At 28.6% G+C, this 26093-nt stretch carries 26 protein-coding genes; all 26 read left to right on the top strand.

The window, feature by feature from the left end:
* Positions 1-42 precede the first annotated feature (42 nt).
* The 26 genes from RATSFB_RS06650 to rpsG all read left to right on the top strand — a co-directional run bounded on the left by RATSFB_RS06650 (position 43) and on the right by rpsG (position 26068).
* Entirely contained in the window at positions 43-1491 is a 1449-nt protein-coding gene (locus RATSFB_RS06650; protein ID WP_014095272.1) for an aminotransferase class I/II-fold pyridoxal phosphate-dependent enzyme, read from the top strand.
* Positions 1492-1495: 4 nt separating this feature from the next.
* Positions 1496-2143 carry a dTMP kinase gene (locus RATSFB_RS06645; protein WP_014095271.1) on the top strand — a complete coding sequence of 216 codons (648 nt, stop codon included), beginning with the start codon at positions 1496-1498 and terminating at the stop codon, positions 2141-2143.
* A gap of 8 nt (positions 2144-2151) precedes the next feature.
* A complete protein-coding gene (locus tag RATSFB_RS06640) occupies positions 2152-2976 on the top strand; it encodes a DNA polymerase III subunit delta' (protein ID WP_014095270.1) in 825 nt (274 codons plus the stop codon).
* A complete protein-coding gene (locus RATSFB_RS06635; RefSeq protein WP_014095269.1) occupies positions 2973-3842 on the top strand; it encodes a PSP1 domain-containing protein in 870 nt (289 codons plus the stop codon). The genes RATSFB_RS06640 and RATSFB_RS06635 overlap by 4 nt, the downstream gene beginning before the upstream one ends.
* A 116-nt stretch (positions 3843-3958) precedes the next feature.
* On the top strand, positions 3959-4132 hold the full coding sequence (locus RATSFB_RS06630; RefSeq protein ID WP_014095268.1) for a 4Fe-4S binding protein: 174 nt from the start codon (positions 3959-3961) through the stop codon (positions 4130-4132).
* A gap of 128 nt (positions 4133-4260) precedes the next feature.
* Positions 4261-4794, top strand: coding sequence for a UvrB/UvrC motif-containing protein (locus tag RATSFB_RS06625; RefSeq protein ID WP_014095267.1), 534 nt, complete (start codon positions 4261-4263; stop codon positions 4792-4794).
* Between the two features lies 1 nt (position 4795).
* On the top strand, positions 4796-5833 hold the full coding sequence (locus RATSFB_RS06620) for a protein arginine kinase (RefSeq protein ID WP_014095266.1): 1038 nt from the start codon (positions 4796-4798) through the stop codon (positions 5831-5833).
* Between the two features lie 16 nt (positions 5834-5849).
* Entirely contained in the window at positions 5850-8288 is a 2439-nt protein-coding gene (locus tag RATSFB_RS06615; RefSeq protein WP_014095265.1) for an ATP-dependent Clp protease ATP-binding subunit, read from the top strand.
* 107 nt (positions 8289-8395) lie between these two features.
* Positions 8396-9079: a 2-C-methyl-D-erythritol 4-phosphate cytidylyltransferase gene (gene ispD, locus RATSFB_RS06610; RefSeq protein WP_014095264.1), complete on the top strand. Its 684-nt coding sequence runs from the start codon at positions 8396-8398 to the stop codon at positions 9077-9079.
* 16 nt (positions 9080-9095) lie between these two features.
* Positions 9096-10514, top strand: coding sequence for a cysteine--tRNA ligase (gene cysS, locus RATSFB_RS06605; protein ID WP_014095263.1), 1419 nt, complete (start codon positions 9096-9098; stop codon positions 10512-10514).
* 40 nt (positions 10515-10554) lie between these two features.
* Positions 10555-10956 (top strand): Mini-ribonuclease 3, encoded by a 402-nt coding sequence (locus RATSFB_RS06600; RefSeq protein WP_014095262.1) that lies wholly within the window; start codon positions 10555-10557, stop codon positions 10954-10956.
* A 14-nt stretch (positions 10957-10970) separates the two neighbouring features.
* Positions 10971-11711 (top strand): 23S rRNA (guanosine(2251)-2'-O)-methyltransferase RlmB, encoded by a 741-nt coding sequence (rlmB, locus tag RATSFB_RS06595; protein ID WP_014095261.1) that lies wholly within the window; start codon positions 10971-10973, stop codon positions 11709-11711.
* A complete protein-coding gene (locus tag RATSFB_RS06590) occupies positions 11680-12231 on the top strand; it encodes an NYN domain-containing protein (RefSeq protein ID WP_014095260.1) in 552 nt (183 codons plus the stop codon). The genes rlmB and RATSFB_RS06590 overlap by 32 nt, the downstream gene beginning before the upstream one ends.
* 16 nt (positions 12232-12247) lie before the next feature.
* A complete protein-coding gene (gene sigH / locus RATSFB_RS06585; protein ID WP_014095259.1) occupies positions 12248-12889 on the top strand; it encodes an RNA polymerase sporulation sigma factor SigH in 642 nt (213 codons plus the stop codon).
* 119 nt (positions 12890-13008) lie between these two features.
* Positions 13009-14202 carry an elongation factor Tu gene (gene tuf / locus RATSFB_RS06580; RefSeq protein ID WP_014095247.1) on the top strand — a complete coding sequence of 398 codons (1194 nt, stop codon included), beginning with the start codon at positions 13009-13011 and terminating at the stop codon, positions 14200-14202.
* A gap of 106 nt (positions 14203-14308) precedes the next feature.
* Positions 14309-14458, top strand: a complete 150-nt coding sequence (gene rpmG, locus RATSFB_RS06575) for a 50S ribosomal protein L33 (protein ID WP_044035599.1) — start codon at positions 14309-14311, stop codon at positions 14456-14458.
* Positions 14459-14477: 19 nt separating this feature from the next.
* A complete protein-coding gene (gene secE / locus RATSFB_RS06570) occupies positions 14478-14681 on the top strand; it encodes a preprotein translocase subunit SecE (RefSeq protein WP_014095258.1) in 204 nt (67 codons plus the stop codon).
* Positions 14682-14702: 21 nt separating this feature from the next.
* Positions 14703-15227: a transcription termination/antitermination protein NusG gene (gene nusG / locus RATSFB_RS06565; RefSeq protein WP_014095257.1), complete on the top strand. Its 525-nt coding sequence runs from the start codon at positions 14703-14705 to the stop codon at positions 15225-15227.
* 26 nt (positions 15228-15253) lie between these two features.
* Positions 15254-15682 carry a 50S ribosomal protein L11 gene (gene rplK, locus RATSFB_RS06560; RefSeq protein WP_014095256.1) on the top strand — a complete coding sequence of 143 codons (429 nt, stop codon included), beginning with the start codon at positions 15254-15256 and terminating at the stop codon, positions 15680-15682.
* 20 nt (positions 15683-15702) lie between these two features.
* Positions 15703-16389, top strand: coding sequence for a 50S ribosomal protein L1 (gene rplA / locus RATSFB_RS06555; RefSeq protein WP_014095255.1), 687 nt, complete (start codon positions 15703-15705; stop codon positions 16387-16389).
* A 158-nt stretch (positions 16390-16547) separates the two neighbouring features.
* Positions 16548-17045, top strand: coding sequence for a 50S ribosomal protein L10 (gene rplJ, locus RATSFB_RS06550; RefSeq protein ID WP_044035598.1), 498 nt, complete (start codon positions 16548-16550; stop codon positions 17043-17045).
* Between the two features lie 24 nt (positions 17046-17069).
* Positions 17070-17429: a 50S ribosomal protein L7/L12 gene (gene rplL, locus RATSFB_RS06545; protein ID WP_014095253.1), complete on the top strand. Its 360-nt coding sequence runs from the start codon at positions 17070-17072 to the stop codon at positions 17427-17429.
* A 296-nt stretch (positions 17430-17725) separates the two neighbouring features.
* A complete protein-coding gene (rpoB, locus tag RATSFB_RS06540) occupies positions 17726-21424 on the top strand; it encodes a DNA-directed RNA polymerase subunit beta (protein WP_014095252.1) in 3699 nt (1232 codons plus the stop codon).
* Positions 21425-21444: 20 nt separating this feature from the next.
* Complete coding sequence (gene rpoC / locus RATSFB_RS06535) at positions 21445-25005, top strand: DNA-directed RNA polymerase subunit beta' (RefSeq protein ID WP_014095251.1); 3561 nt, start codon at positions 21445-21447, stop codon at positions 25003-25005.
* A gap of 128 nt (positions 25006-25133) precedes the next feature.
* Positions 25134-25517: a 30S ribosomal protein S12 gene (gene rpsL / locus RATSFB_RS06530; RefSeq protein WP_044035597.1), complete on the top strand. Its 384-nt coding sequence runs from the start codon at positions 25134-25136 to the stop codon at positions 25515-25517.
* A gap of 80 nt (positions 25518-25597) precedes the next feature.
* The gene (rpsG, locus tag RATSFB_RS06525) at positions 25598-26068 is read left to right on the top strand and encodes a 30S ribosomal protein S7 (RefSeq protein ID WP_014095249.1); all 471 of its coding nucleotides are present in this window, start codon (positions 25598-25600) and stop codon (positions 26066-26068) included.
* Positions 26069-26093: the final 25 nt, after the last annotated feature.

Genomic DNA, 26093 nt, shown 5'->3' with positions numbered 1-26093 from the left:
AAGTATACCAAATAACAATAATTTTTAAAATAGGAGAATTGTGTGGGAGAAATAATTAAATCTATAGAGAAGTATTTGATGGATGATTATTCATTTTTTACTACGCCCGGTCATAAGCAGGGGAAAGGTTATTCTAACATAGAGAATTTATTTAGATATGATTTAACAGAGATTGATGGACTTGATAATATACATGATCCTTACGAATGTATAAAGGATTCATTAAATAAATTAAGTGAATTTTATGAAAGTACGAAGTCTTATTATTTGGTTAATGGATCAACAAGTGGAATACATATTATGTTTTTTAGTTGCTTTAATGAAGGAGATACAGTTTTGGTTGAGAGGGGTTGTCATAAGAGTATTATAAATGCCATTGTTCTAAGAAAGCTTAAAGTTTTGTATATAGACAGGGACAAATATAATGTGGATTTATTGTTACCTGATAAATTTTCATTTATAGATTATAATAGTAAAGATATAATTTTTAATGATATACTTAAAATTGTTGAAAATAATAAAGAAATAAAAGGTGTTATTCTAACTAATCCAAATTATTATGGTATATATATAGATCAAAAAAAGATTTACTCTTATTTAAGAAGTAAAAATATTTTATTTTTGATTGATGGAGCACATGGAGCACATATAAAAGCATTTAATAAAAGTATTAGTTGTGTAAATAAATTTTGTGATATAAGTGTTATGAGCGCACATAAAACACTTGCGTCACTTACTCAAGGAGCATATTTACACGTAAATAAATCAAGTATGGTAGGAAAAGTAGATGAATATTTTTCTATATTTATGACTACTAGCCCATCTTATATTATATTAATGTCTTTAGAAAAAGGTTTATATGATTGTGTAAAGTATAAGGATGTATCACAGAATTACATTGATGAATGCAATGATTTTAGGAAACTTATAATTGACTCTGATATAATAGGAGTAGATAATGATTGGATAAAGACTAAAAGTAATAATAATTTTTGTTATGATAATTCAAGATTATGTTTAATGTTTAGGTATGGTAATGTACATGCCATGGATTTATATAATCATTTATTAAGAAATAAAATCGTATGTGAGATGACTTATTTTAATGGTATTGTATTAATTCCAAGTTATTGTAACCCTCAAAATGATTTCCAAAAATTATATTTAAACATTAGGAATTTTAAAGAGATTAAATATATAAATAAAATATTTGAAATATTTCCTAAAATTTATGATTTAGATAATACAAAAGCATTTGAGCCTTACGAAGTATTATATAAACCATATGAATTTTTAGAGATTAAAAAATGTGTTAATAGAATTATATTTAATGACATATTTCTGTATCCTCCTGGAACTCCTATAGTTGTAAGAGGAGAATACATACAAGAAAAACATGTAGAAATTATTTTTGAGTATTTAAAATTAAACTATAGAGTGAATGGTGTATTTAATAGGAAATATTTAAAAGTATTAGAGGAGAATAATTAAATAAATGATAATAGTATTTGAAGGACTTGATGGTAGTGGCAAGGAAACCCAAACAAAGTTAATAGAGAAGAGATTGAATGATATAGGAATAAAAACTGTAAGGATAGGATTTCCAAATTATAGCAATAAATATTCGATATTCGTTAAAGAATATTTAAATGGTAATTTTGGTAGCGATTTAAATCCTTATTTAATTTCTACATTTTTTGGTTTGGATAGATTTGGGGTATATAAGAATGAAATGATTAGATACATAAGGCAGGGTTATATTATAGTATGCGATAGATATATATATTCAAATTTAATATATCAGGGAAGTTTTATAAGTGATGTGGAAGATAGGAACAAATTTTTTGAATGGGTATTGGATTTTGAATATGGTATATGTGGATTACCTAAAGAAGACATGACGTTTTTTATGGATTTATCTATAGATATAAATTTGGATATAATAAAGAAAAGATGCAATAAAGATATTTATGAAAAAGATTATGATTTTATGATTAAGTGTTATGAAACTGCTAAACATTTGCGGGATAGGTACAATTTTATAAATATAAAGTGTGATGATGGTGAAAACTTATTTTCAATATTAGATATAAATGAAAGTATATACAATAGAATTTTAGATAAGATTAAGCGTAAGGATTAAATGTTATTATGGAAATATTAGACAAGATCTTTAAGAATTTAAGCTTATCACAATCTTACATTTTTTTGTGCGATAATTTAGAGTTTATAGACAAAATTTCTTTAGAATTTGCATATAAAATTGTTGGAAGTAGAACAAATGTCATAGGTGATAGTGTAGTATTTTTTAAGAATTATAATAAATCGATTACTATAAATGATGTTAGATTAATTAAATCTGAGATAATGAAGAAACCTATTTATTGTGAAAATAAAGTAGTATTAATAAGCAATTCTGATAAGATGACTATAGAATCACAGAATGCTATTTTGAAAACACTGGAAGATCATAATAAAAATATATTTATAGTATTAATGATTACTGATATGAAAAAAATTTTAAATACAATAATTTCTAGGTGTGTAGTTGTAAACTTCAATTCTATTTTAAAGTACGATTATCATAATATCAGTAGAATATATAACAATAAAGATTCTGAAAAAATATATGAACTTATAATAAATGCATTAATTAATTTTAAAATATGTAAATTCAGCGATTTTAATGAAAATATAATTAATTTAGCTACATATAAGGATAAATTAGATATAATAATAGATATGATATACATGTTTATTAGGGATATATATATATATATTAAGACAAAAAATGGTGACATGATATCCAATATTAAGTTTTTACCATATATAGTAGAACTTGATAGATTTTTGAAAAATTTCAATATAGAAGAGGCTGTTTATGATTTGGGAAAATTTAAAAATAGAGTTAAATTAAATATTAATTTTGAATTAAGTTTTAGAGTCTTTATATTTGGAATTGGAGGAAACATATGAGATGTGTAATAGGTGCAAGATTTAAGAAGGTAGGAAAAATATATTATTTTTCTTGTGAAGAATTTGAGGTAAATGTTGGAGACTATATTATTGTAGAAACATCAAGAGGTATTGAATATGGAAAATGTGTTATAGGAATGAAAGATGTTGATGATAACACTTTAAGTAATCCTTTAAAAAAATGTATAAGGATTGCTACGGAAGAAGATAAAAAGATTTATCACGAAAATAAAAAAAAGGGGAAAGAAGCTTTTGATATAGCTAACAAAAAAATAAGAGAACTAGACTTAAAAATGAATTTGGTTGAAGTTGAATATACATTTGATAATAATAAGATAATTTTTTATTTTATTGCCGATGGAAGAGTTGATTTTAGAAATTTAGTTAAAAATCTTGCTTCAATTTTTAAAGTTAGAATAGAGTTAAGACAAATTGGAGTGAGAGATGAAGCAAAGAGTGTTGGTGGGATAGGAACTTGTGGGAGAACTTTATGTTGTTCGACTTTTCTTGGTGATTTTACATCTGTTTCTATAAAAATGGCAAAAGAACAAGATTTATCGTTGAATCCAAGTAAGATATCTGGAATGTGTGGTAGACTTATGTGTTGTTTGAAATATGAGCAGGATACATATGATTATATAAAAAATAAAATGCCTAGGATTGGATATATAGTCGATACCAAATTTGGTAGGGCTGAAGTAATTGGATTAAGTATATTGAAAGAAAGAGTTAAAGTTAGAATTATGCTTAATCAATATGAAGAAGTTATAAGAGATATAGAGATAAATGATATAACAGCATATATTTCTAAAAATAATGAATTTGACAATAATACTGCAACTTATTTTATAAATGATATTTTGTAAAAAGGTTAAAATTGATTAAAAAATATTTTATTAGTAATTAAAATGTAGTATTATAATTACATGCATAAATAAAATTCATATTATATATGTATGTGTAATTTTTGGAGGTATTTTTTATGGCTTTTAATATTAGTGATGAATGCATAGGATGTGGAGCCTGTGCGGCGGATTGTCCTGTTATGTGCATATCTCAAAAAGATGATGGGAGATATAAGATAAATCCAGAAGAATGCATAGATTGCGGAACATGTGCAGGAATATGTCCTGTTAGTGCTATAAGTCAAGAATAATAAAAATAACAGAGGAAATTACCCTCTGTTATTTTTTTAAAATTGGTAAATATGTTAAAATGTGATTAAATAAACTATATATTGATAATATAAAAATAAAGTTAAGAGTATGTTTTAGAGGTGATATTTTGGAAAAATGTGAAAGGTGTAATAAATATAAAGCAAATGTTCACATAATTAAAGTTTTTGATGGTATAAAAAAAGAGCTTAATATATGTGAAAAATGTGCAAAAGAGCTTGGGGAATTTAATTTAAATTATATGGTAAATGCAGAAGATGCATTTTCTTTAAATATTTTGGGGGGGCTGATAGAATATTTTAATAACAATCAGCAATCATCAGTAATAAAAATAAATGATTCGAAATGCATTAAGTGCGGTACAACTTATGCTGAATTTAAAAACAGCGGTTTATTAGGGTGTGACGAATGTTATAATCAGTTTATAAAAATATTAACTATTTTTATAAAAAGAGTACAAAATAGTTCGGAGCATATTGGTAAGGTGCCGTCTAGATGTGGTTATGATGTGATTATTAAAAGAGAATTGATTATTTTAAAAGATAAATTACAAAAAGCTATTTTATCAGAGGAGTATGAAAAGGCTGCAGAATTGAGAGATGCTATAAAAAAATTAGAAAATAAAACTAAGGAGGATAAGTAAGATGTTATCTAATTGGATTAACTTGTCTTCAAATAATTCTAATAATTTTATCCTAAGTAGCAGGGTAAGATTAGCTAGGAATTTAAAAGGTGTAAATTTTCCACATAAACTAGATGATAACAGTGCTATTGATGTAATAGATAAGATTGAAAATGGACTAACTGGATATAGATATAAATTTAAGAAAATAAAATTAAATGATCAAGGTAAAATAGCTAATAACGTATTACTTGAAAAACATTTAATAAGTAATGATTTAATTAAATTTTCTACTAAAAGTGCATGTTTTATAAATGAAGATCAAACTATTAGTATAATGGTTAATGAGGAAGATCATTTAAGGATGCAGTTTTTTAATTCTGGATATAATCTTAAAGAGGCATTTGATGAAGCGATGGAATTAGATGATTTTATAGAGAGAAAATTAGATTATGCTTTCGATGAAAAAATAGGATATTTAACCACGTGTCCGACTAATTTAGGTACTGGTATGAGAACTTCAGTTATGATGCATTTACCTGCACTTTCTATGACTGATCAAATATCAAAAGTATATAAAGCTTTAACTCAAATTGGTATGACTATAAGAGGACTTTATGGAGAAGGGAGTAAGATAGATGGCAATATATTTCAGATATCGAATCAAATAACATTAGGTGTAAGCGAAAAAGATATATTAAACAATTTGCATGCTATAGTTAATGAGTTAATAGATAAGGAGCGTAATGTAAGAAAGTCATTATTTGATGATTTTGGAATTGAGATAAAAGACAAAATATTTAGAAGTGTTGGTATATTGGGTAATTGTTATTCTATAACATCTAAGGAAGCTTTAGAATATTTGTCATATATAAGGCTTGGTATTGAGGAAGGTATATTAGAAACTGATATTTGTATGAATGGGATACTTATAGGATGTCAACCAGCATCTTTACAATTAAATATAAGTAATAAGATGAATTCTAAAGAAAGGGATATTGAGAGAGCTAAATTCTTGAGAAATTCTATTAAAAATATAAAGATAATAGATAAAAATTAAAAAAGGTGGTAATCTGATGTTTGAAAAATTAACTGAAAGGGCTAGAAAGGTTATAAGCTATTCGGGTGATGATGCACTAAAGTTGGGTCATGGATTTATAGGAACAGAACATATATTACTTGGTTTACTAAGAGAGGATGGACCTGCACAGAAAATTTTAAATTCTTTTGATGTATATTATGATGATATATTTAAGGAAATTAGAACTATTTTATCTCCAGGAGAGATAGAAATAAAAAATAGTGAGATACCATTAACACCTAGGACTAAAAAGGTTATAGAGAGCAGTATAGATGAGGCTAAGAAATTAGGGCATAATCATGTATCTCCTGAACATATACTACTATCTATTATAAATGAAACTGACGGAGTTGCTTATAAGATACTAGATAAAAAAGGTGTGTCCATAGTAAAAATATGGAACCAAACTATAAATGCCCTTAATGTTACAATTGATATACAAAATCCACACGAAAAAGAACAACAACTTAAAAATTTACCGACACCTGTATTGGATCAGCATGGCAGAGATCTTACAAAATTGGCTAATGAAGGGAAATTAGATCCTGTTATAGGAAGAGATATAGAAACACAAAGAGTTCTTGAAATATTGTGTAGAAGAATAAAAAATAATCCATGTTTAATAGGTGATCCGGGAGTTGGTAAAACAGCTATTATCGAGGGGTTAGCACAAAAAATAACAGAAGGTAATATACCGGAGATATTGAAAAATAAACGTGTTGTGACCTTAGATTTATCTTCTTTGATTGCTGGAACAAAATACAGAGGAGAATTTGAGGAAAGATTAAAGAAAATAATGGAAGAGATAAAAAAATCCAAAAATATAATTTTGTTTATAGATGAGATACATACAATAATTGGTGCTGGTGGAGCCGAGGGAGCTATAGATGCATCTAATATATTAAAACCAGCCTTAGCTAGAGGAGAAATACAGTGTATAGGAGCCACAACTATTGATGAATATAGAAAATATATAGAAAAAGATACGGCTTTAGAACGAAGATTTCAACCCATATTTGTTGGAGAACCTAATGAGGATGAAACGATAGATATATTAATGGGTATAAGAGATAAATATGAAACTCATCATAAAGTAAAAATTACTGATGAAGCTATAAGGTTTGCGGTTAGTCTATCTGTTAGATTTATCCCAGATAGATATTTACCAGATAAAGCTATAGATTTAATTGATGAGGCTGCTGCAAAAATAAGGGTTAGAAATTTAACAGTACCTATTGAAGTTAAAGAAATAGAAGAGGAAATAGCAAAAGTTGGTAAGGAAAAGCAAGAAGCGATAACTTTAGAAGATTTTGAGAAGGCAGCTTCGCTTAGGGATAAAGAACAGAAACTTAAAGAAAGATTGGAAAATTCAAAAGAGAAGTGGAAAGTTGAAAAATATGACAAGGAATTTATACTTACTGAGCAGGAGTTAGCGTCTGTTGTAGCAAGCTGGACTAAGATACCAGTTGAAAAATTAACACAAACAGAATCGGAAAAATTATTAAAATTAGAGGAAATGTTAAAAAATAGAGTAATAGATCAAAATGAGGCTGTAACATCTGTTGCTAAGGCTGTTAAACGTGGACGTGTTGGAATTAAGGATCCTAAAAGACCTATTGGTTCATTTATATTTTTAGGGCCTACTGGAGTTGGTAAAACTGAATTGTGTAAGGCTCTATCAGATATTGTTTTTGGAAGTGAAGAGAATATAATAAGATTTGATATGTCTGAATTTATGGAAAAACATACGGTATCAAAGATTATTGGATCACCACCAGGGTATATTGGATTCCAAGAGGGGGGACAATTGACAGAGAAAGTCAGGAGATCACCATATTCTATTATATTATTTGATGAAATAGAGAAGGCTCATCCGGATATATTTAATATAATGCTACAAATTTTAGAAGATGGACATTTAACAGATTCAAATGGGAAGAGAGTTAGTTTTAAAAATACAATAATAATATTAACGTCAAACATAGGAGCAGATATAATTAATAAAAATTCATCATTAGGTTTTATAAATCACAAGAATAATGAAGAAGAAATTTATACTAAAATGAAAAATAATGTTTTGAGTGAGCTTAAGAAAAATTTTAGACCTGAGTTTTTAAATAGATTAGATGATGTGATAGTATTTAAACCGCTGGATAAAAAAAGTCTCACAAAAATATTAGATAAGATGCTACTTGATTTTAATATTAGAGTGTCAAGTCAAGATATATCAATTAATTTTAGTGAAGATGTAAAGAATTATATACTTGATAATAGTTTGAGTGAAAAATATGGGGCTAGGCCATTAAGAAGGTCTATAACTAAATATATTGAGGATACTTTGTCTGACCAAATATTATTAGGAAACATTAAATCTGGAGATAATGTGGAAGCTGTGTTAAAAGACAATGAAATTTTTTATTTTAAGAAGCCTTAAGGATATAGTTATTTTAACTATATCTTTAATTATTATATAAAAAAATTGCTAATTTATGGAAAAATGATTATAATAAATTTAAATATTAACTTTTGGAGATTAGTTAAATGTATAAAAACTCAGATTGTATACTTTTAGCGGCTGGAAGATCGAGACGTATGAATTCTGAAATAAATAAACAGTTTATGGAAATTAATAATAAACCTGTATTATATTATTCTTTAAATAAAATCTTAAATAATAAGTATATAGATAATATATATTTAGTTTTAGAAGATATTTATATAGAATATTGTAAAAAAAATATACTTAATAAGTGGTTTTCTGGTATTGATAAAATAAAAATAGTTATTGGAGGAGAAAATAGGCAAGATTCTGTTTATAATGCATTAAATATAGTTCATGGTGAGTATGTATTAATACATGATGCTGCTAGACCTTTTTTAAGTGATGAATGTATAAGTAATGCTGTTAAGTATGCCAATGAATATGGTGCCTCATCTTGTTATGTAACTCCAAATGATACGATAAAATTTAACAATGATAGTGAAATTAAAACCTTAAAAAGAGAAAAGTTATTAATAATTCAAACTCCCCAATGCTTTAAAAAAAGCAAATTGATTTGTGCTTATAATTATATAAATAAACATGGAATTAATGTAACTGATGAAAGTAGCGCGTTAGATTTAATTGGAGAAAAGACATATTTTTATTTAGGAAACAGACTTAATATTAAAATCACTAATAAAGAAGATATTTATATTGGAGAATCAATTCAAAGATTATTTTAGTTTAGGAGAATTTAAAATGAAAATATTTAATACGCTGACTAGAATTAAGGAAGAATTTAAACCAATTAATAAGGAAATTGTAAACATGTATGTTTGCGGTCCAACCGTGTATGATTTATTTCATTTAGGTAACGCCAGAACATTTATATTTTTTGATTGCGTTAGACGATATCTTGAATACAATGGATATTCAGTAAATTATATTCAGAATTTTACTGATATAGATGATAAGATAATAAATAAATCTATTAAAGAGAATAGAACTATATGTGAGATATCTAATAAATACATAGAAGAATATTATGTTGATTCTGATAGATTAAATATAAAGAGAGCTACTCAAAATCCTAGAGCTACTGATTGTATAGAGGATATGATTAACTTAATATCAAAATTGATGTATAGTGGATTTGCTTATGAAATAGATGGAGATGTTTATTTTTCTGTTAGAGAATTTGGAAGTTATGGGAAATTATTTGGACAAGATATAAATACATTAAAATCTGGATCCAGAATAAAAATAAATAAAAATAAGAAGGATGCATTAGATTTTATATTATGGAAGAAAAATAAGGAAAATGAACCAGGGTATGATTCTCCTTGGGGTATAGGTAGACCTGGATGGCATACAGAATGTTGTTCTATGATATATAAATATTTTGATGGTGATACCATAGATATACACGGTGGTGGCATAGATTTAGTATTTCCGCATCATGAAAATGAAATAGCCCAAATTGAGGTGTTGGAAAATAAAAAATTGGCTAATTATTGGATGCATTGTTCTTTTCTGAATGTAGGTAATGAAAAAATGTCTAAATCATTAGAAAATTTTTTTACTATAAGAGAAATTTTAAATAGATATACAGGTGATGTTATAAGATTTTTTTTATTATCAGTTCATTATAGGAATAATATCTCATTTGATGAAGAATACATGGAATCTGCTAATAAATCATTATCTAGAATAAAAAAAGTATATTTTAATCTTATAAATTTTAAAGAATGTGATAATGTAAATAAGAATGAATGTTTAGATGATATTAGAAAATATCATAGTACATTTATAGATAAAATGAATGATGATTTTAATACTGCGGATGCAATATCGGTTATTTTTGAATTTGTTAAGTATGTTAATAAATATATAACAAATTTTAATAGTTTGGAATTAAGCGAAAGTATAAAAATTTTTGATAGTTTTTTTGATATTTTTGGATTGACTTATAAAGAAATTGAAGAATTTAAAGAAATAGAAAATGATGTAAAAGAGATGGTAAAAAAAAGAATGCAATTTAAACAAAAAAAACAATTTGATCAGGCGGATATAATAAGAGACGAATTAGTGAAAAGAGGTTACATATTAGAAGATATAAATGATGGAACTAGAATTAAGGATATAAATAATAATTTAATATATATAGTATTAGTATAAGTTATGTTTATCTTTACATGGTGAAACTATGAGTTGGAGTATGTTTAATTTGTATACATATGATAAAAAAAGGATTAAAAGTTTTAATATATTAAGTATAGCATACATTGGCGATTGTGTTTATGAGATGTATTTTAGAAATTATATGTTAAGAAAGTTTGGTTATATAGATTCGAATAAATTACACTTAGAAGTTATAAAGTATGTGAATGCTAAATTTCAAAATGATATATATTATAAAATAAAGTATTTATTTGGAGAAGAGGAGAACTATTATTTTAAAAGAGGTAGGAATAGTAAAGTCAGAACTATTCCTAAGAATTGCAGTGTTGGGAATTATAAAACGGCTACTGGCCTAGAAAGTATTGTAGGATATTTATATATGGTTGGGGATTTTAAAAGATTGGACTTTATATTTGATGAGATATTTAAACTAATTTAAGGAGTAGATTTATTTTGGGGAGAAAAAACATTATTTATGGAAGAAAAGTAGTGCAAGAAGTTATAAATAGTGATCTTGAAATATCAGAAATATACATAAGTAAGAATATAAAACAGGATAAAGTTTTAAAAATTTTAGAATATGCTAAGAAAAAATGTATAAATATAAAAAGCATATATAGTAATGATATGAATATACTATGCAATTATGGGGTGCATCAAGGGATTGCAGTTAGAATACCGGAATACAAATATTTTAAAATAAATGAAATTATAAATAATGTAGATAATGAAAGTGATGAAATTGTATTAATTTTGGATAGTATACAGGATCCTAGAAATTTAGGATCTATATTAAGAACTGCAGAAATTATGGGAATAAAAAATATAATTATACCACAAAAAAGAAGTTGTGATGTAAATAATACTGTATGGAAAACATCTATGGGAGCAGTAGCGCACCTGAATATATGTAGAGCAAATAATATCCCAAATGTCATATTAAAATTTAAGGATATAGGATTTAAAATTATTGCAACAAGCTTAAATACTAAAATAAATTTAAGTGATATAAATTACAAATATCCGATAGTTTTAATTATAGGTAATGAGGAAACGGGTGTGGATAAAGAGCTTCTAACATTTTGTGATGTTAAGGTTAAAATTCCTATGTATGGTAAAATTGATTCTTTTAATGTTTCTGTAGCAGCAGGTATTATAATGTATGAGATTAAAAATATTCAAAGTAGGTATTGATATAGTGAAAATTATTTTTGTTGATGCATATAATGTAATAAATTCATGGCCTAATTTCAAAAATATTAAAGATTTAGATTTTGATATAATAAGAGATAAGCTTATAAACGTGATCGAGAATTATGCAGTATTTAATGGATATAAGATATTTTTGATATTTGATGCATATAATTCCAATTCTACAGGTGAAAGGAAATTAGAAATATCTGATAATTTAAGTGTAATATATACTAATAAAGATGAATTTGCAGATACATATATAGAAAAAATAGTTCATAATACTGCCAAAAAAGTTGAGATTATAGTGGTTACTTCTGATTTTATGGAACAACAGATTATCTTTCAAAGAGGTGCTTATAGAATGTCCAGTTTAGAGTTTTATGATGATGTGCACAGAGTTAATAAAAAAATAAATAAAGAAATAAATGAAAACAATTATAAAAATTCTGGATTTTTATTTGTTGATAATTTAAGTGATGATATTGTTCAGAAATTAGAAAATATAAGAAGAATTAAGTAATTTAAGGAGTGAATAAATGATTAATAGCTCGTTTGATATAGATGATTTGAATACTAATTATGATATAGAAGAGGAGTTTATTTTAAGTAAAGCTAAACAAGGCGATAGTAAGTCAATAGAAATACTTATTAATAAATATAAAAAGTTTATACAGTTAAAATCAAAATCTTACTTCCTTATAGGAGCAGATAAGGAGGATATATATCAAGAGGGATTAATCGGATTATATAAAGCTATTAGAGATTATAATAGTAATAAGTTATCTAGTTTTAAATGTTTTGCCGAATTATGTATAACAAGGCAGATTATCACAGCTATAAAAACTGCTACAAGACAAAAACATATACCGTTAAATACATATATATCCTTAAATAAACCCATTTATGATGATGAATCAGATAAAACACTATTAGATATTACAGAATCATTAAGAATATCTGATCCTGAAGATTTATTTGTTGATAAAGAGCAAATAAATGAGATAGAAAGGCATGTTTTAAGAAACTTATCTAGATATGAAAAGATAGTATTACATTATTACATTATAGGTAGAAGTTACCAACAAATAGCATATTTGTTAGATCGACAACCTAAATCTATAGATAATGCTATACAAAGAATAAAAAGAAAATTATTGAAATGTTTTAAGAAAGATTAAATAAGGAATATATCTAGTATTGATTATTAATTATGTTGACACTTATTTTCAAATAGATTAAAATCTACTCAAGTCATAGTAATATTCGTGCAATTTATAATAGGAGGTATTTGATAGATATGTCAAAAGCTAAATTTGAGAGGAATAAACCACATGTTAATATAGGTACTATAGGACATGTTGACCATGGGAAGACTACATTGACAGCAGCTATTACAACAGTTTTAGCAAATAAAGGGTATGCAGAAGCGTTTAAATATGATGAAATAGATAAAGCGCCTGAAGAAAAAGAGAGAGGAATAACAATAAATACAGCACACGTTGAGTATGAAACAGATGGAAGACATTATGCGCATGTTGACTGTCCTGGACACGCTGATTACGTTAAGAACATGATAACAGGAGCAGCGCAAATGGATGGAGCTATATTGGTTGTATCTGCAGCTGATGGACCTATGCCACAAACTAGAGAGCACATATTATTAGCTTCTAGGGTAGGAGTTGATTATATAGTTGTATTTTTGAATAAAGCAGACATGGTTGATGACGAAGAGTTATTAGAATTAGTAGAGATGGAAGTAAGAGATTTATTAAACGAGTATAAATTCCCAGGAGATGACACACCGATTATAAAGGGATCAGCGTTGAGAGCTTTGGAGAATCCTACTGACTCTGAAGCTACGGCTTGTATAATGGAATTAATGGATGCGGTGGACAGTTATATTCCTACACCTGAGAGAGCTACAGATAAGCCGTTTTTGATGCCAGTTGAGGATGTATTTACTATAACAGGAAGAGGAACAGTAGCAACAGGAAGAGTAGAAACAGGAATATTAAAAGTACAAGAAGAGGTAGAAATAATTGGATTAAAAGAAGAGAAGAGCAAGACAGTAATTACTGGTATAGAAATGTTTAGGAAATTATTAGATGAAGCACAGGCAGGAGATAATATAGGAGCCTTATTAAGGGGTATTCAGAGATCTGATATAGAAAGAGGTCAGGTATTAGCGAAACCTGGAACAGTGAACCCACATACTAATTTCATAGGGCAGGTGTATGTTCTTAAGAAAGAAGAAGGTGGGAGACATAAGCCTTTCTTTGATGGATATAGACCTCAATTTTATTTTAGAACAACAGATGTTACAGGGAATATAAAATTACCAGAAGGAAAAGAGATGGTAATGCCAGGTGACCACATAGATATGGAAGTTGAGTTAATAACTCCTATAGCAATGGATGAAGGATTAAGATTTGCTATAAGAGAAGGTGGAAGAACGGTAGGATCTGGAGTTGTTTCTAAAATAAATAAATAGTTTTGTGTGTAGATCGTGAGTGTATTAGGATGCTTACGATCTTATTGACAAATAAATTTTTATATGATATTTTAAGGTATAGTTAAAGTTTGGGGGTGCGTATTTAATGAGGATTAATATAACATTGGCTTGTGTTACATGTAGGCAACGGAATTATACTACAGTTAAAAACAAAAAAAATAATCCTGATAGAGTAGAATTGAAAAAGTATTGTAAATTTTGCAAAGAACATGTATCACACAAGGAAACAAAATAGTATTTGAGGAGAGCTTTAGTTGGGTAATGTAAAAAACAAAAGTGATAAAAAAGAAAATTTGTTCTACGGAGTTTTTAAGGAATTTAAAAATATTACTTGGCCTAAATCTGAAGAATTTAAAAGTACTAGCGGAATTGTTTTGATATTTGTTTTTTTATATATAATTTATATAGGTTTTTTTGATTGGATATTAAAGCAAGTTTTTAATTTGTTATTTAGATAATAAATTTTAGGGAGATTATCTATGGGTGATATGTCATATAATTGGTACGTTTTACATACTTATTCAGGATATGAGAATAAAGTTAAAAATAGTTTGGAAAAGTTAATTGAGAGCAATAGTTTGCATGAGTATATACTAGAAATAGTTGTACCAATACATGAAACTATAGAGAATAATTCCGGAAAAATTAAAAAGATTTCTAAAAAGGTTTATCCAGGATATGTTTTTGTAAAAATGACTATGAGTGATGAAATGTGGTATAGGGTGCGTAATATAAGGGGAGTCACAGGATTTGTTGGACCTACGGGGAAAGAAGCTGTTCCGTTAGATCAAGAAGAAGTAAGATTTATAGAATCATATACTGATGGAAATCGATATAGTTTATACAAAGTAGGAAATAGTGTTAAGATAAAGTCTGGAATTTTGAAAGGTCAGAGTGTTATAATAAGAGAAGTAAATTATAATGAAAAAAAAATAAAAGCCAGTATAGATGTTATAGGTAGTAATATTATAGAAATAGATTTTTGTAAATTGGATAAATCATAAAATAAAAATTGTAGGAGGTATAAATCATGGCTAAAAAAATAGTGGGTATGATAAAGTTACAATTACCTGCAGGTAAAGCAACCCCAGCACCACCAGTTGGTCCTGCACTAGGTCAACATGGTGTTAATATAATGGCATTCTGTAAAGAGTTTAATGCTAAGACTGCAGATAAAGCTGGTTTAATAATACCGGTAGTTATTTCTGTGTATCAAGATAAATCATTTAGCTTTATAATGAAAACTCCACCAGCTGCCGTATTACTTATGAAGGCTGTTGGTATTGAAAAAGGGTCTTCGGAGTCTAATAAAGTTAAAGTTGGTAAAATTGGAATGGATAAAGTTAAAGAAATTGCTGAGTTGAAATTTAATGATTTGAATGCTGCGGATATTGATTCTGCTATGAATATGATATGTGGAACTGCTAGGAGTATGGGCATAGAAATAGAAAATAAATAGTTATTGGGAGGTGAATTTGAATGAGTAAGAATTATTTAGAAAGCATGAAGCTAATTGATAAAAATAATTTTTATAACCCTAGAGAAGCTTTTGAAATTATATCTAAGGTAGCTAAGGCTAAATTTGATGAGACTATAGAGTTGCATGTAAAGTTGGGTGTTGATCCAAGGCATGCAGATCAACAGGTTAGAGGGACTGTATTATTACCAAATGGAACAGGGAAGAATGTGAAAATATTGGTATTTGCTAAAGGTGATAAAGCTAAAGAAGCTATTGATTCTGGAGCTGATTATGTTGGAGATCAAGAATTAATAAATAAAATACAAAATGAGAATTGGTTTGACTTTGATATAATAGTTGCTACTCCAGATATGATGGGTGTTGTTGGAAGAATTGGAAAATTGTTAGGACCAAAAGGTTTGATGCCTAACCCTAAATCAGGAACAGTTACCCTTGATATAAGCAAAACTGTTTCAGAAATAAAATCTGGTAAAGTTGAGTATAGAATAGATAAGACTGCTATAATTCATGTTGGAATTGGCAAAAAAACATTTTCTATTGAATCATTATTAGAAAATTTTAATACTATAATGTCAGCTATAATAAAATCTAAACCTGCTTCATCGAAAGGTCAGTACATAAAAAGTGTTTCAGTTTGCAGTACTATGAGTCCTGCAGTAAAGATAAATATTTCAAAAATAATTTAATCCATAGATAATAGGTCTAATTTTAAATTAGATAATACTTTGTACGCCTATTTAGGAGAATTTCTTATTTAATTATAATATGATATAAATTTAATTAAAAAGGTTTCTCTTAAATGATTCAGAGGAGCTTTATTTTTATATAGGGGGGTGCGATTAATTTGACAAAGAACATGTTAAATAAGGTTAAAAAAGTAACTGAAATAAAAGAAAAATTTCAAGATGCGACTGCTATAATTTTATCAAATTACCAAGGAATAAATGTAGAACAAGATACTGAATTGAGAAAAAGAATGAGAGATTTAGGTCTTGAGTATAAGGTTTATAAAAATAGATTAATTAAGATTGTAGCTAAAGAATTAGGATATGATTTTTTAATAGAGCACTTGGAAGGAGCTACATCTATAGCTTTTAGTTATAAAGATATAGTATCACCAGCTAAAATCTTAAATGAATTTTCTGAAAGGTTGAATAGTTTTCATTTGAAAGCAGGTATAATTGAAGGAGAGTATTATGATAAAGATAAACTTCAAAAACTTGCTAATATACCAACTAAAGAAGTGCTTATATCAAAATTACTTAGTAGCATAAAATCTCCAATTGCAGATTTTGCATATTTAATTAGTGCAATAAAAGATAAAAAAGAAAGTGAAAATTAATTTATTTTAGGAGGAATAATATTTATGAATAAAGAACAGATAATTGAAGCGATTAAAAACATGACTGTATTAGAATTAAATGATTTGGTTAAGATGTGTGAGGAAGAATTTGGAGTTAGTGCGTCTGCACCTGTAGTAGTAGGAGCTGTTGCGGGAACTTCTGCCGAAGAAAAAACTGAATTTGATGTAATATTAACTAATGCAGGATCAGAAAAATTAAAAGTTGTAAAAGTTGTAAAAGAAGTATGTGGGCTTGGTCTTAAAGAAGCAAAGGAAATAGTTGATGGAGCACCAAAAACATTAAAAGAAGCTGTTTCTAAGGATGAAGCTGAAAAAATTAAAGCTCAACTAGAAGAGGTTGGAGCTACAATTGAATTAAAATAATAACATATTAAAGATAAGGGAAGGCATTTAAATGCCTTCCCTTATCTTTAATATGTTATTATTTTGTTTAGTTGACTAAGTTAAATATATGTGGTACTATCTTAGAATGTATATAAATGTCTAATTTTATATGTATTATTATTTTATGTGTAAATTTATATTTAAAATTAGTAAGAATATTTAAAAGGATATTTTATTATTTTTCTATAACTTATTTATAGAAATTTGTTAAGTGTGAGTGTTTGTAATTTAAAATAAATTTACGTGGTTTTACTTGAAAATAAGGAGTGAAATTCATGATATATCCTCTTAAGGTAGGTAAAAGAACAAGAATGAGTTTCGGTAAAGTTAAGGATATAATTGATATGCCGAATCTTATAGAAGTGCAGTTAAATTCTTATGATTGGTTTTTAAAAGAAGGATTGTTAGAAGTATTTAGAGATATAAATCCTATAAAAAGTTTTAATGGTAAACATGTGTTGGAATTTATTGATTTTAGGTTAGATGTTTCTGCTACTAAATACAATATGGAAGAATGTAAGGAAAGAGATGCTATATATGCTGCTCCATTAAAAGTTAAGGTTAGATTGCAAAATTTAGATACCGGAGAACTTAAAGAGCAAGAGGTATTTATGGGAGATTTACCTAGAATGACACCTCAGGGAACATTTATTATAAATGGTGCTGAACGTGTAATAGTAAGTCAATTAGTTAGATCTCCTGGGGTTTATTATAATTATGAAGTCGATAAAAACGGCAAAAAATTATTTTCATCTAGCGTTATACCTAATCGAGGAGCTTGGATTGAATATGAAACAGACTCTAACGAAGTATTATATGTTAGAATCGATAAGCAAAAAAAGTTGTACATAACATGGTTTATAAAGGCTTTAGGGATTTCATCATCTGAGGAAATTATAGCTTATTTTGGGAATGATGAGCGTTTACAAAATACATTAAATAAAGATGATTCAGAGAATCAAGAACAGGCTCTTATAAAAATATATGATAAGTTAAAACCTTCGGAACCAGCTACAGCTGAGAGTGCAAAAAATTTGATAGATCAATACTTTTTTGATCCTAAAAAATATGATTTATCAAAAGTTGGTAGATATAAGTTTAATAAAAAGTTATCTCTAAGCAATAGAATTGTTAATCATATCTCTTTTAATGATATTTTAGATCCTATAACTGGAGAAATATTAATTGAAAAAGGTGAGAAAATAACTAGAGAAATTAGTTACAAGATTCAAGATTCTGGTATAAACTCCGTGGATTTATTGATAGATAATAAAAATGTTAAGGTTGTTGGGAATAATTGGGTTAACATAAATGAGTTTATAGATTTTGATTCGAATGAGATTGGTATTGCTGATTATGTTTATTATCCTGTTCTTAAGTCTATTTTAGATAATTGTTCATCAACCGATGAAATTAAAAAAGAATTAATTAGGAATATACATGATCTAATACCTAAGTATATAACGATAGATGATATTTTTTCAACCATAAGTTATATACTTGGACTTACTAGCGGTGTTGGATATGAAGATGATATAGATCATTTAGGGAATAGAAGATTAAGATCTGTAGGTGAGCTTTTACAAAACCAATTTAGGGTTGGTTTGGTTAGAATGGAAAGAAATATAAAAGAAAGAATGATGTCTATTGAACCTGAAATGATAACACCTCAAAATCTTATTAATATTAGACCTGTTGCAGCTGCTGTTAAAGAATTTTTTGGAAGTTCACAACTTTCTCAATTTATGGATCAAACAAATCCATTATCAGAGCTTACTAATAAGAGAAGATTGTCTGCTTTAGGACCTGGTGGGTTATCTAGAGATAGGGCTGGATTTGAAGTTAGGGATGTTCACAATTCGCATTATGGAAGGATGTGTCCCATAGAAACTCCTGAAGGACCTAATATAGGACTTATAAATTCTCTTGCAACTTATGCTAAAGTTAATAATTATGGATTTATAGAGACGCCGTATAGAAAAGTTAATAAAGAAACTGGTAAAGTTACAAACGAGATTATATATATGACAGCTGATGAAGAAGATCAATATTTAATAGCTCAATCTAATGAACTTATTTCTGATGATGGAGAATTTATAAATTCCAGAATTGTTGTTAGAAGTAAAGAAGGTATGTTATTAGTATCGTCAGATAAGGTAGATTATTTAGATATATCTCCTAGGCAAATTGTATCTGTTGCTACTTCTATGATTCCATTTTTAGAAAATGATGATGCTACTAGAGCACTTATGGGATCCAACATGCAACGTCAAGCCGTACCATTACTTAAGGCGAGTGCACCAATAGTTGGAACTGGTATAGAATATAAGGCTGCTATAGATTCAGGTGTTTTAGTTAAAGCTAAGAATTCAGGAACAGTTAGTTATGTAAGTTCTCAAGAGATAAAAGTAAAGAGGGAATTCGATAGTGGAGTAGATATATACAAACTTTTAAAATTTAAGAGATCCAATCAAGGCACATGTATTAATCAAAAACCTATTGTGAGTAAAGGTGATTTTGTAGAGGCTGGGTGTGTTTTAGCGGATGGACCATCTACTGATTTTGGAGAAATTGCTTTAGGTAAAAATATAAAAATAGGTTTTATAACTTGGGAAGGATATAATTATGAAGATGCAATGCTTATATCTGAACAACTTGTTAGAGATGATGTGTTTACATCTATACATATAGAAGAATATGAATGTGATTCTCGTGATACAAAATTAGGACCAGAGGAAATAACTCGAGATATACCTAATGTTGGTGAGGATGCTATAAAAGATTTAGATTCAAACGGTATAATAAAAATAGGATCTGAAGTTAGAACGGGAGATATACTTGTAGGTAAAGTTACACCCAAGGGTGAAACTGAGCTTACTGCTGAAGAAAGACTTTTAAGAGCTATTTTTGGTGAAAAGGCAAGAGAAGTTAGAGATACTTCTTTAAAAGTTCCACATGGTGAGCAAGGAATAATAGTTGATGTTAAAATATTTACCCGTGAAAACGGCGATGAATTATCTCCTGGGGTTAATCAGTTAGTTAGATGTTATATAGCGCAAAAAAGAAAAATATCAGTTGGAGATAAAATGGCTGGTCGTCATGGAAATAAAGGGGTTATTTCTAGAGTTTTACCTGAAGAAGATATGCCGTTTTTACCTGATGGGACACCTCTTCAAATTTGTTTGAATCCTCTTGGAGTTCCTAGTCGTATGAATATAGGTCAGGTTTTGGAGGTTCATTTGGGTCTTGCTGCTAGTGCTCAGGGATGGCATGTTGCGACACCTGTATTTAATGGGGCTACAAAGGAAGAAATTGAACAATGTTTAGAAGATGCCGGGTTTAATAAAGATGGCAAATTAACGCTATATGATGGAAGAACTGGTGAAGCGTTTGATAATAGAGTTACAGTGGGATATATGTATATATTAAAACTTGCCCATTTGGTTGATGATAAGATACATGCAAGATCAACAGGACCGTATTCTTTAGTAACTCAACAACCTCTTGGAGGTAAAGCACAATTTGGAGGACAAAGATTTGGAGAAATGGAAGTTTGGGCATTAGAAGCTTATGGAGCAGCTCATATGTTGCAAGAAATATTGACCGTAAAATCTGATGATATTGTTGGTAGAGTTAAGACGTATGAAGCAATTGTGAAAGGTGAAAATATACCTGAGCCTGGAGTTCCGGAGTCATTTAAAGTTTTAATAAAAGAATTACAGGCATTATGTTTAAATATAAAAGTTTTAAATGAAAATTATGAAGAGATAGAGATTAAAGAAACTTTAGAAGATGAAATGAGCGATATAGATGTATCTTTTGAAGATTCTATAAAATATGAGGAAACTAGAGAATTGCCTGAATCAGAAATTTCTGATTATCAGGAAGAAGATGATGAAGATGAACTTGATGATGTATTGTTAACAGAAGACATTATGAATGCTGAGGAATTTATTTCTGATGATGATTATTAAGATAAGGAGTGTATTTATTGGTGGTTGAATTAAATAATTTTGATGCCATAAGAATAGGTTTAGCATCTCCTGAACAAATTAGAGAATGGTCTAGGGGAGAGGTGAAGAAGCCTGAGACCATAAATTATAGAACTTTAAAACCAGAAAGAGATGGTCTTTTTTGTGAAAGAATATTTGGACCTACAAAAGACTGGGAGTGTCATTGCGGAAAGTATAAAAGAGTTAGATATAAAGGTATTGTTTGTGATAGATGTGGTGTTGAGGTTACTAAGTCAAAAGTTAGACGTGAAAGAATGGGGCATATTGAATTAGCAACATCTGTATCTCATATATGGTATTTTAAAGGTACTCCTTCAAAGATGGCATTATTGCTTGAAATGCAAGCGAGAGTTTTGGAAAAAATACTTTATTTTGCTTCATACGTTATATTGGATCCGAAGGAAGTAAGTGTATTGCAAAAAGGACAAATATTATCAGAAAAAGATTTTAGAGAGTATAGTGAAAAATTTGGAGAAGGTTCATTTGAAGTTGGTATGGGGGCTGAGGCTATAAAACAGCTTCTTATGGATTTGGATTTAGATAGTTTATCAACTAAACTTAAAGAAGAGTTGAAAAATAGTACTGGACAAAAAAGGGCAAGAATAATTAGAAGACTTGAAGTTGTTGAGTCTTTTAGAAAATCTAATAATAGACCAGAATGGATGATAATAGACGTTATACCAGTTATACCACCTGAACTTAGACCGATGGTCATGTTAGATGGAGGAAGATTTGCTACATCTGATTTAAATGATTTATATAGAAGGGTTATAAATAGAAATAATAGATTAAAAAAATTGTTGGATTTAAAAGCACCTGATATAATAGTCAGAAATGAAAAAAGGATGCTTCAAGAATCTGTTGATGCTCTAATAGATAATGGTAGAAGGGGTAGACCTGTAACTGGACCAGGTAATAGACCGCTCAAATCTTTATCAGATATGCTTAAAGGGAAGCAAGGTAGATTTAGACAAAATCTTTTAGGTAAACGCGTTGACTATTCTGGAAGATCTGTAATAGTTGTTGGACCAGAATTAAAACTTTATCAATGTGGATTACCTAAGGAAATGGCATTAGAACTTTTCAAACCATTTGTAATGAAAAAATTAGTAGATTCAGGAATCGCTCATAATATTAAAGCAGCAAAAAGAATGGTTGAAAAAAATATGAATCAAGTTTGGGATATTTTAGAGGAAGTTATAACAGATCATCCAGTTTTATTAAATAGGGCTCCAACATTACATAGATTAGGAATTCAAGCTTTTCAACCAGTTTTAGTTGAAGGAAGAGCTATAAAATTGCATCCGCTTGTTTGCACAGCTTATAATGCTGATTTTGACGGAGATCAAATGGCTGTGCACGTTCCATTATCCATGGAAGCACAAGCAGAGGCTAGGTTTTTAATGTTAGCTGCTGTTAATATATTAAAGCCTTCTGATGGTAAACCAGTGTGTGTTCCATCTCAAGATATGATTTTAGGATCGTATTATTTGACAATGGATAATCCGAAATTTGATCAAGAAAATATAAAATCTTATTCTAATTCGGAGGAGGCTATAATGGCTTTTGAATTAGGATATTTAAATATACATGAAAAGATAAAGCTTAAAGTTAAAAAAAATATAGATGGAGAAACAAAGACTAAGCTAATAGAAACAACTGTTGGCAAAATCATATTTAATGAATCAATACCTCAGGATCTTGGATTTGTTGATAGAGATAAAGAAGAGAATTTGTTTAAATTTGAGATAGACTTTCTTGTTAATAAAAGTAAACTAACAGAGATAGTTGATAGATGTTATTTAAAATATGGACCATCTGAAACAGCATCTATGCTTGATCAAATTAAAACAAAGGGATATCATTATTCAACTATAGGGGCAATAACGGTTGCTGCATCTGATATGATAGTTCCAAAGGAAAAGGAAAGTATAATTAAAGAATCAGAAGAAAAAGTTGATATAGTAAGTAAGAAATTTAGACGTGGACTTATGACAGAGGATGAAAGATATAATTCAGTTATAGAAATTTGGAATAGCACAACTGATAAAATAGCAGATGTTCTTATGAATAGTATGGATAAATTTAATCCTATATCTATGATGGCTGATTCTGGGGCTAGAGGTTCTAAAAGTCAAATAAAACAACTTGCTGGTATGAGAGGACTTATGAGCAATCCATCAGGTAAGATAATAGAGCTTCCAATAAAGGCTTCTTTTAGAGAGGGGCTCGATGTATTAGAATATTTTACGTCAACACATGGAGCTAGGAAGGGAAATGCAGATACAGCCTTAAAAACAGCTGACTCTGGATATTTAACAAGACGTCTAGTTGATGTTAGTCAAGATGTTATAATAAGAAGTGAAGATTGTGGAACTTTAGATGGTATTTATGTGAGCGAAATTAAGGATGATAATTCCGTTGTTGAGAGTTTAAGCGAAAGGCTTATAGGGAGATATGTAGCTGAAGATATACTTGACCCTAAAACTAATAATATATTAATAAAAAGGGATCAATACATAACAAATGATATAGCTAAAATTATATCTGATATTAATGAAGATGATAATAGAGATGAAACTGAAAAGATATTGAGAGTTAAAATAAGAAGTGTATTCACTTGTGATTCTAGAATTGGTGTTTGTGCTAAATGTTATGGCATGAATATGGCTACAGCTAGAGAAATTAATATAGGAGAATCAGTTGGTATAATCGCCGCACAATCTATTGGAGAACCTGGAACACAGCTCACAATGAGAACTTTTCATACGGGTGGAGTTGTTGGTGCTGATATAACACAGGGGTTACCAAGAGTTGAAGAATTGTTTGAGGCTAGGAAGCCTAAAGGACTTGCAATAGTTTCAGAGATATCGGGTATTGTAGAATTTGAAAATACTAAGAAGAAGAGAGTTGTTAAAATTATATCAAATGATGGTGAGGTTATAGAATATGATATACCCTTTGGATCCAGAGTAAAGGTTGACAATGGTATGAGTATAGAAGCGGGTTCTATAATTACTGAGGGATCTATAAATCCTCAGGATATACTAAGAATAAAGGGTATAGATGCTGTTAGAGAGTATTTATTATCTGAGGTACAAAAGGTTTATAGATTACAAGGTGTTGATATAAATGACAAACATCTTGAAGTAATAATAAAGCAGATGACTAGAAAAGTTAGAGTTATAGAAGCTGGAGATACAGATATACTCCCAAATTCTATTGTAGACATATCATATTTTAATGATGAAAATATGAGAGTTAAAAAAGAAGGGCTTAATGAAGCAGAATGTGAGAGAGTTTTATTGGGAATAACAAAAGCTTCTCTATCTACTGAGTCTTTCTTGTCAGCAGCATCATTTCAAGAAACTACAAAAGTATTAACTGACGCAGCAATAAAAGGCAAAATAGATCCTTTAGTAGGTCTGAAAGAAAATGTAATAATAGGAAAGTTAATACCAGCAGGTACGGGTATGAATCATTATAGATCTATGAAAGTAAATTATGGAGATGAGGAAAATATCGAATATGATATGACTTGATATTTTCTAATATATTGACTTAATATATCTTAGGTGTTAAAATATCTAGGTTATACAATTAATTCATTTGGTAAAAGGTTTTATTTATTTTGTTCAAGTTTAGTTAATAATAAAAAGGGGTGATAATATTGCCAACTATTAATCAGTTGATTAGAAATGGTAGAAAGAAAGTAGCCTATAAATCAACAGCTCCAGCGATGAAAGGATGCCCGCAGGTTAGAGGAGTTTGTACATTAGTTAAAACTATGACTCCTAAAAAACCTAATTCAGCTTTAAGAAAAGTTGCTAGGGTTAGGTTGAGTAATGGTTATGAGGTTACTGCGTACATACCTGGAGAAGGACATAATTTACAAGAACACAGTGTTGTATTAATAAGAGGTGGAAGGGTAAAAGACCTACCAGGTGTTAGATATCATATAATAAGAGGTGCTCTTGATTCTTCAGGAGTTCAAGATAAAATGCAAGCAAGATCGAAATATGGAACTAAGAAGGCAAAAAAGGCTGCTAAATAATCATGTATATAATTTGGCTTTACGGCAATTTAGTCGAGTACCGATGAATTAAAATTAGTGTTTTTAAGGAGGGAAGTAAGATGCCAAGAAAAGGACATATATCTAAAAGGGTAATTTTACCTGATCCAATGTATAATAACTTGGTTGTCACAAAACTTATAAATAATATAATGAAGGATGGTAAAAAAGGTATTGCTCAAAAGATATGTTATGATGCATTTAAAATAGTAGAAGAAAAAACATCTAAAGATGCTTTAGAAGTTTTTGAATCTGCTATGAATAATATAATGCCTATTTTAGAAATTAAATCACGAAGAATTGGTGGAGCTACATATCAGGTACCTGTAGAAGTAAGACCAGAAAGAAAGCAAACTTTAGGAATAAGATGGTTATTAATTGCTTCTAGAAAAAGAAATGAAAAATATATGAGAGAAAGATTAGCTAATGAATTGATAGATGCTTCTAATAATACTGGTTCAGCTGTTAAGAAGAGAGAAGATACTCATAAAATGGCTGAGGCTAATAAAGCGTTTGCACATTATAGGTATTAAAGTGTTTGTTATTTGCTGTTTTGGT

The organism is Candidatus Arthromitus sp. SFB-rat-Yit (assembly GCF_000283555.1).
In the GTDB taxonomy this organism is placed as follows: Bacteria; Bacillota; Clostridia; order Clostridiales; family Clostridiaceae; genus Dwaynesavagella.
This window is presented reverse-complemented; position numbering and strand designations above follow the sequence as displayed.